General features: G+C 40.2%; 10 protein-coding genes. 9 read left to right on the top strand and 1 reads right to left on the bottom strand.

Going from position 1 to position 11,378, the window contains the following annotated elements; all coding sequences use genetic code 11:
• Nucleotides 1–228: 228 nt before the first annotated feature.
• The 9 genes from B4H32_RS10050 (at nucleotide 229) to B4H32_RS10090 (ending at nucleotide 10,922) form a co-directional block, all read left to right on the top strand.
• On the top strand, nucleotides 229–1,500 hold the full coding sequence (locus tag B4H32_RS10050; RefSeq protein ID WP_004683160.1) for a sensor histidine kinase: 1,272 nt from the start codon (nucleotides 229–231) through the stop codon (nucleotides 1,498–1,500).
• Between the two features lie 73 nt (nucleotides 1,501–1,573).
• Nucleotides 1,574–4,324, top strand: a complete 2,751-nt coding sequence (gene glnE, locus B4H32_RS10055; protein WP_034432769.1) for a bifunctional [glutamate--ammonia ligase]-adenylyl-L-tyrosine phosphorylase/[glutamate--ammonia-ligase] adenylyltransferase — start codon at nucleotides 1,574–1,576, stop codon at nucleotides 4,322–4,324.
• A gap of 102 nt (nucleotides 4,325–4,426) precedes the next feature.
• Nucleotides 4,427–5,353, top strand: coding sequence for a branched-chain amino acid transaminase (locus B4H32_RS10060; RefSeq protein ID WP_004683158.1), 927 nt, complete (start codon nucleotides 4,427–4,429; stop codon nucleotides 5,351–5,353).
• A gap of 137 nt (nucleotides 5,354–5,490) precedes the next feature.
• The gene (locus tag B4H32_RS10065) at nucleotides 5,491–6,651 is read left to right on the top strand and encodes a nucleotide sugar dehydrogenase (protein WP_004683156.1); all 1,161 of its coding nucleotides are present in this window, start codon (nucleotides 5,491–5,493) and stop codon (nucleotides 6,649–6,651) included.
• Nucleotides 6,652–6,762: 111 nt separating this feature from the next.
• Nucleotides 6,763–7,383: a 2OG-Fe(II) oxygenase gene (locus B4H32_RS10070; protein WP_004675532.1), complete on the top strand. Its 621-nt coding sequence runs from the start codon at nucleotides 6,763–6,765 to the stop codon at nucleotides 7,381–7,383.
• A 6-nt stretch (nucleotides 7,384–7,389) separates the two neighbouring features.
• Nucleotides 7,390–8,148 carry a glycosyltransferase gene (locus B4H32_RS10075; RefSeq protein ID WP_286802735.1) on the top strand — a complete coding sequence of 253 codons (759 nt, stop codon included), beginning with the start codon at nucleotides 7,390–7,392 and terminating at the stop codon, nucleotides 8,146–8,148.
• A gap of 31 nt (nucleotides 8,149–8,179) precedes the next feature.
• Complete coding sequence (locus B4H32_RS10080) at nucleotides 8,180–9,175, top strand: Stealth CR1 domain-containing protein (protein WP_286802739.1); 996 nt, start codon at nucleotides 8,180–8,182, stop codon at nucleotides 9,173–9,175.
• 15 nt (nucleotides 9,176–9,190) lie between these two features.
• On the top strand, nucleotides 9,191–9,949 hold the full coding sequence (locus B4H32_RS10085) for a glycosyltransferase family 25 protein (protein WP_004675538.1): 759 nt from the start codon (nucleotides 9,191–9,193) through the stop codon (nucleotides 9,947–9,949).
• A gap of 61 nt (nucleotides 9,950–10,010) precedes the next feature.
• Nucleotides 10,011–10,922 carry a capsular polysaccharide synthesis protein gene (locus B4H32_RS10090; protein ID WP_004675540.1) on the top strand — a complete coding sequence of 304 codons (912 nt, stop codon included), beginning with the start codon at nucleotides 10,011–10,013 and terminating at the stop codon, nucleotides 10,920–10,922.
• 16 nt (nucleotides 10,923–10,938) lie between these two features.
• Here B4H32_RS10090 and B4H32_RS10095 read toward each other — a convergent pair.
• Nucleotides 10,939–11,378 (bottom strand): SGNH hydrolase domain-containing protein (locus tag B4H32_RS10095; protein WP_286802751.1); only part of this gene is annotated, 440 nt, incomplete at its 5' end.

Here is an 11,378-nt window from a genome sequence, read left to right on the forward strand (position 1 = left end):
AGGTCGGGGAGGATGTCAAGTGTTTTCATGAAAATGTTCAGAAACAGCGAAGTTGCTTGTTTTATAAGCAGAAATAAATTTTTGTTGAAAGGTCACGTTTTGTTGCGAATTGATCTAATCAAGAATTGTCTTTTATGTTAAAGTTTGTTAATAGTGGGGATGATTTTCTCATTCTTTTTTAAATAAAACCTACATACATGTCATAACGATAATATTCGAGAGGCGAGCATGGCGATTCAACTATTAGAATTACATCAGGCTGATAAGTTAAGTGCTTGTAAAATTTCTCTTTCTTTAGGTGTAACTTCAGAACAAAACTTGCTTGAGCAATTTTTGCAGTTTAACCGAAACCTGATGCAGGCCAATACCGCATTGCTTGTTTTTCATCAGGAACCTTATCTTTGGCATCGTTGCCCTGAAAAATTAAAAGTGATTGATTCTTCAAAAATTACCAAGAGCTTAAATACCTTATTTGTGAATGATGACCTGATTGACTGTAAACATCCACAATATCCAACATTGCTGGCTTTTCTGGCTTCACTTAAGCGAAAAGCGCAAACCGCAATCGCCCTGCAACTCAGACATCCCAATCAGACTGCCTTGGGTTATGTGATTTTATTCGATGAAGCGGCTCAGGAATTTACTGACTTACAAAAACAATTGTTGCAGGCGCATTGTGTCAGTTTCATGCAGCAACTGGAATTGAAGTTTAACCATGACGAATTAAAAGAATTATACCAACAGGAAGCGGCGCTTAATTTTAGTAAAACCAAGTTCTTCTCCATTATTTCCCATGACCTCCGTGCGCCATTTCATGGTTTGCTGGGTTTTTCCGAGATTCTGGCAAAAGAGCGTGACACACTGGATGAGGCAAGTGTCCAGAATATTGCAGACTATCTTTATGATACTGCCCAGTCGACCTATAACCTGCTGGAAAGTCTGTTAAATTGGTCAATGGCCGAGGGTGGACGCTTTAGCGCTTATCCTATTGAGTTTAAGTTAAGACAAGTGACCACCATTGTCACGGATGTTTTAAGGACGCTTGCGGTCAGGAAAAATATAAACCTGATCAATGATGTGCCAGAACATATCAAGGCTTATGCTGATATGAATATGGTCACTTCCCTGATTCAGAATTTGGTGTCCAATGCCTTGAAATTTACCGATATAGATGGTTTAGGCGTGGTGTCGATTCGGGCGGAAGAGCAGGGTCGCCATGTTGCCATTTATATTCAGGATACAGGTTTGGGTATGACCGATGAGCAAATGGCAGAGTTGTTCCATCCTCGCCTAACTGTCAGTTTAAAAGGTACGGCAGGTGAAAAGGGTGCAGGCTTAGGCTTGACCTTGTGCAAGCGTTTTGTCGATTTAAATCATGGCGAAATTAGCGTCAGCTCGAAAGAGGGTGAGGGAACCACCTTTAAGGTGCTGTTGCCAGTCGCAGGTGAGCACATGGATGTATGTGTTGAACAACCTAAAACCAAAGTAAAATTAGCCTAAAGAGAATTTAAAGATAAGTTCGTAACTGATATAAATGATCTGAGATGACATGACATTAGTCGAGCTTTTTTATATGAATGTGGAACAGCGACAAAAAACCTTGGTTGCAAGCCAATATGCTGAGCAAGTTTTAAATTTATACCAGACACAATTAGAACAAGACTACTTGGAAGATCAATTTCTTGATTCGCTTTCAACTGAAAGTATCCACCAGAAAGTCCAGCATGCTGTCATAGATTTAACTGATGAGCAGGCCTGGATGAAAGCCTTGCGTATTCTACGTGCCAGACTGATGTTTCGCTGGATTTGGCAGGATGCCAATCAACTCACCAATGTCGTTACCCTGACCCGTGAACTTTCTGATTTTGCTGATGCCTGTATCTGTGCAGCCAAGGCATTTGCACTTGTTCCCCTGATTGCCAAACATGGCGAACCGATAGGCTATTCAGGTCAGGTTCAGGACTTGATTGTGATTGGTATGGGGAAGTTGGGTGCGCAGGAGCTGAATCTTTCCAGTGACATTGACCTGATATTTGCCTTTGATGAACAGGGTGAAACCAATGGGCGTAAATGTATAGATGTACAGCAGTTCTGCATTCTCTGGGGACAAAAGCTGATTTACTTGCTGGATCACATTAGTGCGGATGGTTTTGTATTCCGTGTTGATATGCGTTTACGTCCTTGGGGGGATGGTTCTGCCTTGGCGATTAGCCATACGGGACTGGAAAAATATTTAAGCCAGCATGGACGTGAATGGGAGCGTTATGCCTGGATCAAGGCACGGGTGATTACAGGTGGCAAGGCAGGCGCTGAACTGATGGAAATGGCGCGTCCATTTGTTTTCCGCCGTTATGTGGATTATTCCGCCTTTGCCGCAATGCGTGAAATGAAAGCCATGATCGAACGTGAGGTGATGCGCCGTAATATTGAGGATGATATTAAACTTGGTGCTGGCGGCATTCGTGAAATTGAATTTATCGTCCAAGTATTTCAGCTGATTTATGGTGGCTCAAAACGTGAGTTGCAGGACCGTCAATGTCTGGTCAATTTACATCATCTCGGTGAGGCTGAATTACTGGATCAGCAGGCGGTGATTGACCTTGAAGATGCCTACCTGTTTTTAAGACGGGTTGAGCATGCTATTCAGGCATTGAATGATCAGCAAACCCAGTCCCTGCCAAATGAACCTGAATTAAGGCAGCGCATGATTGAGACTTTGGGCTTTGCAGATTGGCAAGCCTTTCTCGATGTGTTGAACCAGAAGCGTGACAAGGTGAAAGTTCAGTTCAAGCAACTGATTCAGGAACAGGAGTTTTCTGCACCGATTGATGATTTTTCACAACTGGAACAGCGTCTCAACACGGTGCTGGATGAAGATGCCAAGAATTTGATTCAAAATTTCTGGCATGGGCAAGCACTACGCAAAATCCCAGCCAGTGCGCTGGAACGTTTAAAGAAATTCTGGCCGCATTTGATCGAGGCAATCTTACAGTCACCGCAACCACAAGTCGCTTTGTTACGTTTGATGCCCTTGGTGGAGTCAGTGCTGCGCCGTACCGTGTATTTGGTGATGTTGATGGAAAGTCGTGGTGCCTTGCAGCGACTGGTCAAAATGGCAACCGTCAGTCCCTGGATTTGTGAGGAACTGGCGCAATATCCAGTGTTGCTGGATGAATTCTTGTCGATGGATTTTGGCTTGCCGCAACGCAAGGATTTAGAGGATTCATTACGCCAGCAATTACTACGTATTGAGATTGATCAGGTCGAAGACCAGATGCGGGTATTGCGGCTATTCAAAAAGAGCAATGTATTGACTGTTGCCGCCAGCGATGTACTGGCTGAAAGTCCACTGATGAAGGTTTCCGATGCCTTAACCGATATTGCCGAAGTCAGCGTACAGGCAACTTTAAATTTAGCCTATCAGGCGGTGGTGGAACGGCATGGCTATCCTGTTGGAATCAATGGTCAGCGCTGTCGTCTCGATGCCAAAGGCTTTGCGGTGATTGGTTATGGCAAGCTGGGTGGGATTGAGTTGGGTTATGGTTCTGACCTTGATCTGGTGTTTATTCATGCACTTGAGGAACAAAGTGAAACCGATGGCAAGAAAAGCATTAGTGGTGCCGAGTTCGCCATTCGGGTGGCACAAAAGTTTATGTCCCTGATGACCACGCAAACGCTGGATGGACGGGTGTATGAAATTGATACACGTCTCAGACCCTCGGGTGAGGCAGGGATGTTGGTCACTAGTCTGAAAGCCTATGAACATTATCAGCAAAAAAGCGCATGGCTATGGGAACATCAGGCACTGGTTCGGGCACGTTCAATCGCAGGTGATACCGATTTATGCCAGCAGTTTGAACAGATTCGTTGCCAGATTCTGACCCAAGTCCGTGATGAAGATGAAGTTCGTCAGGAAGTGCTGAAAATGCGTCAAAAAATGAAAGATCACCTTGGTTCATCGACAGAGCAAAAAAAACATGGGATTTTTCATTTAAAACAGGACTCAGGTGGTATCGTTGACATCGAATTTATGGCACAGTATGCAGTGCTTGCATGGAGTGGGACGAATCCAGATCTCGCCCATTTTTCCGACAATGTAAGAATTCTTGAAGATGCTGCTCAAGCAGGCTGCTTATCCAGTGAAGATGCCACAGCACTCATACAAGCTTATCTCCGTGAACGAGCCGAGAGCCACCGTTTAGCCCTTGCAAATCAATCTATGCAAGTCAATGCTGCGGACTGGCACGATACCCGTGAGATCGTTTACAAGTTATGGCAAAGATTAATTGATCCGAGTGCAATTATTGCATTAGATTTTGAATAAATTTTTTGTAACTTTATTCAAACCCTTTTGTTTCCCCCCTTATCAAGGGGGAATTAAAGGGGGTTACAAAAAATGATTGTGTAAAAATTTGGAGTATGTGCCATGAATTTGGCTGATCGTGATGGTTTTATTTGGCAAGATGGAAAATTGGTTGATTGGCGTGATGCAAAAATCCACGTCTTAACACACACACTGCACTACAGTATGGGTGTTTTTGAAGGTGTCCGTGCTTATGAAACCCCAAATGGTACTGCAATCTTCCGTTTACAAGACCATACCAAGCGCTTGTTAAATTCAGCAAAAATTTATCAAATGAATGTTCCATTTGATCAAGCGACATTGGAACAGGCACAAATTGACGTTGTACGTGAAAACAAATTGGCATCCTGCTACTTGCGTCCATTGATCTGGATTGGTTCTGAGAAGCTGGGAATTGCCGCGACTGACAATACCATCCATGCTGCGGTTGCCGCGTGGGGCTGGGGTGCATACCTTGGTGAAGAGGCAATGGCACGTGGTATTCGTGTTAAAACCTCATCATTTACCCACCACCATCCAAACGTGACCATGTGTAAGGCAAAAGCCTGTGGTAACTATACGGTATCAATCCTAGCACATCAGGAAGTGGCGCGTTCAGGTTATGACGAAGCCATGTTGCTTGATCCACAGGGCTTTGTATGTCAGGGTGCAGGTGAGAACGTATTCCTGATCAAGGATGGCGTGTTACATACGCCTGATTTGGCTGGTGGGGCACTTGAGGGCATTACCCGCCAAACCGTGATTACCATTGCCAAAGACTTGGGCTATGAAGTGGTTGAACGCCGCATCACCCGTGATGAGTTCTATATCGCTGATGAAGCATTCTTTACAGGTACAGCAGCGGAAGTGACACCAATTCGTGAATATGATGACCGTGAAATCGGTTGTGGTTCACGTGGTCCGATCACCACTGTGATTCAGAAGACTTTCTTTGATGCGGTTCAAGGTCGTAATGACAAATATGCAGATTGGCTGACTTATGTGAAGTAAGTCCAAATGTTTGAAAGAGCGAGGCTTAGGCTTCGCTTTTTTATTACCAAATTGTCAATAGACTGCAATCAAAGCATCATCAATCTTTCATTTAACTGAACTAAGTTGTCTCTAAAGCGAAGCAAAATAGAGCAATAATGAAAATTACGGTGGTTGGAGCAGGCTATGTGGGCCTATCAAATGCATTATTATTTTCAAGACAACACGATGTCACTGTGCTTGATATTGACCAGGCTAGAGTGAAAAATATTAACCAGCGAATTTCACCGATCAGTGATTCCTGTATTCAAAACTATCTATCCGAATCTAACCTTGATGCAACTTGTGATAAAGCGCTGGCTTATCAACATGCCAAGCTGATCATTATCGCAACACCAACCAACTATAATTCTGAAACCAATTATTTTGACACCTCAAGTATAGAAAACGTGATTGCTGATATTCAGGCAATTAACCCCAAAGCCTTGATTGTTTTAAAATCGACCATTCCAGTTGGCTATACGGCTGAGCTATCCAAACGTTTAGGTCTTAAAAACCTGATCTTTTCTCCTGAGTTTCTGAGGGAGGGGCAGGCGCTACAGGATAATTTATATCCATCAAGAATTGTTGTGGGGGAAAAGTCAAAGCGGGCTGAAAAGATAGCCAAGCTCTATCTTAAGGCAAGCATTAAAAAAGATGCAGTGATTCTATGTGTGGATTCGACAGAAGCCGAGGCGATTAAACTATTTTCCAATACTTACTTAGCCATGCGTGTGGCTTTCTTCAATGAACTGGATACCTATTGCTTAAAAAACAGATTAAGTACTTTGGACATTGTTACGGGCGTGGGTTTAGATCAACGTATTGGTGATCACTATAACAATCCATCTTTCGGCTATGGTGGTTATTGTCTGCCAAAAGATACCAAGCAGTTGCTTGCCAATTATCATGAAACACCACAAGAGTTGATTTCAGCCATTATCCGATCCAACCAAACTCGCAAGCAGGCAATTATTGATGATATTTTAAGTCGAGACGTATCCTGTGTTGGGATTTATCGACTTACCATGAAAGCCGATTCCGATAATTTTAGGGAGTCTGCGATACATGATGTGTTGCAAGGACTGGCTGATCAGGGAGTTAAAATTGTTATTTATGAACCGACTCTGGATGTAAGTGAATATCTAGGTCATCCTGTTGAATTTAGCCTACAAAAGTTTAAATCACTGTCTGATCTCATCATTGTCAATCGGATGGTGCCTATGTTCAGTGATGTGATGGAAAAGATCTATACCAGAGACTTGTTTGGGGTGAATTGACGTGTATATGTCGTGCATAGGAATTTTATTGATTGCTCTTGTCCACGTAACATAAATGACTTTTTTACGTTATAATTCCTCGCAACTATACCATTCAGTTGAATTATAACTATGGCTCATATTTTAAAATTAGATGCTTTAAAAGAAGCGGGGGTTTCTACTTCACCTTATCCATATTTTGTTGTGGAAAATGCGTTACAAGATAGTGAAGTTCAATCTGTGATACAGGACTTTCCAAAGATTGAGCAGGGTGGGAGCTATAACATTAATGATGTTGAACTCAAACCGCATTTTGATCGGTTTTTGAAGTCACTAGATTGTAAAGAGTTTCGTCAAATTTTGACTGAAAAGTTTGATGTGGATGTCATGGAACATCCAATGATGATTACTTTACGTGGTTATTCTCGTCAAAAAGATGGTCGTATTCACTCCGATTCTAAAACTAAACTAGTGACCATTTTAATTTATCTAAATGAATCTTGGGATGCACCAACAGGACGTTTACGAATCCTGAATGACGAAAAAAATATAGAAAATTATGTAGAAGAAATTAATGCAGGTCCAGGTACGCTGGTTGCATTTAAGGTGACTGATAATGGTTGGCATGGTTATGTTCCGTATGAGGGACAACGCCAATCGATTCAAATTAATTTTTTGACTAGTGATAAGGCGAATGCAAAACATCGTTTTGTTCATGGGTTGAGTGCTAAAATTAAAAAATTATTTGGGTAATATAAGATGTCAAATATTCAGCAAAACTCACCAGAACCTCAACAGGATAATATTATCATATGTATGAAGTGGGGAACCAAATACGGTGCTGAATACGTCAATCGTTTGTATAACATGGTGAAACGCCATCTTACATTGCCATTTAAGATGGTGTGTTTGACCGATCGTACAGAAGGCATCGACCCAAATGTTCAATGTTTCCCGATTCCATCCCTAGACTTACCTGAGGGTTCGCCTGAGCGTGGTTGGAATAAATTATCTACCTTTGAACCTGATCTGTATGGTTTAAAAGGCAATGCGCTTTTTCTTGATTTAGACGTCGTGATTGTCGACAACATCGATGGTTTTTTTCAGGCACCAGGTGAGTTTTTAATTATCCACGATTGGAAACGTCCATGGCGTGTGACGGGAAATAGTTCCGTGTATCGCTTTAAACTCGGCGAATTTTCTGGAATTTTGCCGTATTTCCGTGAAAACTTTGATGAAATTCGTCAAAAATTCCGCAATGAACAAGAATATCTCTCTTGGTTTGTACACAAAGAGGGGAAGTTGAGTTATTGGGATAAAGATTGGTGTAAGAGTTACAAATACCACTGTTTAAGAAAAGTACCATTTGCGTATTTCCAACCGCCAATCAAGCCGAAAGGTGCAAAAATTATTATTTTCCATGGTGAGATTAACCCACCTGATGCAGTTTCTGGTGGTGGTGGTAAGTGGTATCGCTATGTATTGCCTTCTGATTGGATCAAAGAGTCTTGGCAGTAAGTAAGACGACATCATTACAAGAGTTTGATTTATGAAAGATACAATACAACCTATTGATATCGTAATTGCTTGGGTGGATGGAAATGATCCTAAGTTAAAAAACAAGCGTCAACAATTTATAAATCAAACTGCATCGTCAAATGCTTTAGATGCAACGCGTTTTGCGAGTAATGATGAAATTTATTTCTGTATTGCCTCCATACTCAAATTTGTACCGTATTGCGGGAAAATTTATGTAGTCACTGATCAACAAACACCACAATGGCTGGATCAGTTTGAGCAGCAGAATCTCTGTGAGAAAGGCAAGATTAGAGTGGTCGACCACACGGAGTTGTTTAGAGGATACGAATTTGCATTGCCGACGTTTAATTCTTTAAGTATTGAAACGATGCTTTGGAATATACCGAGTATTTCAGATTATTTTATTTATTTAAATGATGATTTCTTCTTTAATCAACCCTCTGATCTACAAGACTTTTTAATTGATAGTCAAATGGTGATGTATGGGCATTGGGAAAGTAATCTAGTAAAAAAAATCAAATATATTGTTAGAAAGTTTGTGCAAAATAAATTTGGAAAACTGGCACAACCCTCATATACAATGGCGCAAATGTTAAGTGCAGATTGTGTTGGCATGTCTCAATATTTTGAGATTCACCATCGTCCGCATATCTTGAGTCGGATACTTCTATGCAATTATTTTGAAAAAAATATGCAACAATTACAGAAGCAAATTAGCTTTAAATTTAGGAATATCGATCAGATATTACCTGTAGGTTTATCTAATCACCTAGCGATTAAAAATGACCAAGCAATTCTCAACGATGATGTTGAAATCGCTTATTTAAAAGATCATCGTGATTTAGAGTCGTTTACTCAGGCTCTATCAAATCCTGATATTAAATTTGGTTGTATCCAAAGTTTGGACCAACTGCAACAGAATGATGAACAGCATATACGCCATGCACTTATTCATAAATTTAAAGATGTTTTGCCTAGTCAGATCCAAGCGACGATAGCAGGATAAGCAAAGGAAGATCGGATGAAAGTTGTTACTTATCTCATAAATCTAGAGGGTAGTGATCAGCGTTTAGCAAATGCGACAGCTCAGTTGCAACAAGCGGGTTGGGCATTTTCTCGTTTCCCTGCTTATGATGGGCGTGGTAAAGCATTATCCGAATTTGAAAATTATGATGATGCAGCAGCCCAAAAAATATTAGGTCGTAGTTTAATTAGTTCTGAGTTGGGGTGCTATCTCAGCCATTATGGTTGTGCTAAAAAATTTTTAGAAACGGATGCGGATTATCTTGTTGTCCTTGAAGATGATATTCAAGTATTACCAAACTTTAAACAAAAGCTTAATTCATTAATCAGCTATCTTGATCAGCATAAAGAACTCGAATGGTATGTGGTGAATCTTGCTGCAAAAAAGAAGAAATTGGCAAAAGACATCGTTCAGATTGATGGTTATACAATCTGGCATGCTTATTACTTTCCCATCCGTGGTGTAGGATTAGTATGGTCAAGAGCAGGTGCTGAGGCATTTGTTGAGCTTGGTAAAACCATGCAAGTGCCAGTCGATATCTTTTTTCAAAGCTGGTTAAGTAAAAATGGCAAAGGATTGGGGGTGTGGCAGCCTTTTGTTCAGCCTGCTGGGATTGATAGTGATATTTTAGGCACTGTGGCAACACAGGGTATTAAGCGCAAAGCACTGGAAAATAGAAGTGCTTCACATGGTTTTAAGAAGCAGAAAAGAATGTGGCGTGACCGTTTTTATGCGATTAGGAATTTACTCTCTTAAACGCTGTAATTATGCGAGTAAAAAGTCCTTTAATGTATTCATTTTATAGCTGAGTATTTAAATGAAAATCTTTAAGAAATTGTTTTATCTAGTGAAATTTCATTTGATGTATTCGTATAAAATTAGGCATAAAAACAAAAAAATTGATAACTATGCTGGGTTACTCACATTTAATCAAACAGAGGAAACTATAGTTTTACCAAAAAAGTTATGGATGTATTGGGAAAACGATATTCCTGAGTTTGTTGAGAAATGCATTGATCGGATGCGTGAGAAGAATCCTGAATATGAGGTTTTTGTACTTAATCCAGAGAATGTTAATCAATATAGTCATATTGATTTTAGCCAACTTAAAGATGCAACGGCCCAGCAAAAAGCTGATTTACTTAGATTTGATCTAATGTACAATCATGGAGGGATTTGGCTGGATGCAAGTATCATCCTATATGACCGTCTCGACTGGATTTCGGAGCTTATGGTTGAAAAAAAGACCGCGAATTTTGCTTATTACCGTCGTAAAAATACTACTAATTTGAATTTCCCTGTGTTAGAAAATTGGTTATTAGCAAGCGTGGGTCATAATATTTTCTTTAAACAATGGTATGAAGAATTATATTTAGCAATTCAACAAACACCTAAAAAGTATATTCAGAATATTAAGGCAACTGAATCAAATACAAAGGACATTTTTCAACAGATCAGTAATTTAGAATATTTGGTGGCATATGTTGCTTGCCAAAAGATTATGAGAAAAAATTTTCCGAGTATTAGCTTGATTGATTGTGATGAAAATGCATTCTATTACCAAGTCAAAAACAGATGGGTTAAAGAAAAAATATTAATTAACATGGCGATTAATTATCCAGCCGATGAACATCCTAAATTGATAAAACTGGCAGGGAAAGAGCGTAACTATTTATGCCAGTTCTATAATAAAGGGATGTATTTTGAAGGGTCTTTAATTGATATTTAATTTAGTTTTATAAGGGCTACTCCCAAATAAATTGTTTTAAGGTCTCGTATTTTGCTTGTTGCTCGAAGTATTCGGCAGAAGCAAGTGAGCCTATGATCGAGATATGTCTACCATCCAGAGAATATGGGATTGTATCTGTAGCCATTTGATCTGATCTAAATAGTTCTTGTTGGGTGAGTAATATTGTATTTGGGTGCTTGCTTACGATCTCGTTAATGATTTTTGTTGCTCGTTTTTGTTCAGTGGCTTTCGGGTTATTCATATAACTTTGTAAGTTCAGATCTCGATGCAACCACATGGCTCTTTTAAAAAGTAGGCTGATGTTTTTATTAAAAGCATAAGGTTCAGACATTACGATGACCTTTTTATGATGTTTTTCAGCGACCTTAAGTAATTCAGAAAAACCATTTTGCTGGTTTTGCTGTACGATGTCAGACAGAGGTGGTCCCACTTGTT

This window comes from Acinetobacter sp. UBA2063, from assembly GCF_002333245.1.
In the GTDB taxonomy this organism is placed as follows: Bacteria; Pseudomonadota; Gammaproteobacteria; order Pseudomonadales; family Moraxellaceae; genus Acinetobacter; species Acinetobacter parvus.

What these genes read in the sequence shown, in the direction of transcription:
- B4H32_RS10050 (WP_004683160.1), top strand. Translation starts at nt 229, where the DNA reads ATGGCGATTCAACTATTAGAATTACATCAGGCTGATAAGTTAAGTGCT.
- glnE (WP_034432769.1), top strand. Translation starts at nt 1,574, where the DNA reads ATGAATGTGGAACAGCGACAAAAAACCTTGGTTGCAAGCCAATATGCT.
- B4H32_RS10060 (WP_004683158.1), top strand. Translation starts at nt 4,427, where the DNA reads ATGAATTTGGCTGATCGTGATGGTTTTATTTGGCAAGATGGAAAATTG.
- B4H32_RS10065 (WP_004683156.1), top strand. Translation starts at nt 5,491, where the DNA reads ATGAAAATTACGGTGGTTGGAGCAGGCTATGTGGGCCTATCAAATGCA.
- B4H32_RS10070 (WP_004675532.1), top strand. Translation starts at nt 6,763, where the DNA reads ATGGCTCATATTTTAAAATTAGATGCTTTAAAAGAAGCGGGGGTTTCT.
- B4H32_RS10075 (WP_286802735.1), top strand. Translation starts at nt 7,390, where the DNA reads ATGTCAAATATTCAGCAAAACTCACCAGAACCTCAACAGGATAATATT.
- B4H32_RS10080 (WP_286802739.1), top strand. Translation starts at nt 8,180, where the DNA reads ATGAAAGATACAATACAACCTATTGATATCGTAATTGCTTGGGTGGAT.
- B4H32_RS10085 (WP_004675538.1), top strand. Translation starts at nt 9,191, where the DNA reads ATGAAAGTTGTTACTTATCTCATAAATCTAGAGGGTAGTGATCAGCGT.
- B4H32_RS10090 (WP_004675540.1), top strand. Translation starts at nt 10,011, where the DNA reads ATGAAAATCTTTAAGAAATTGTTTTATCTAGTGAAATTTCATTTGATG.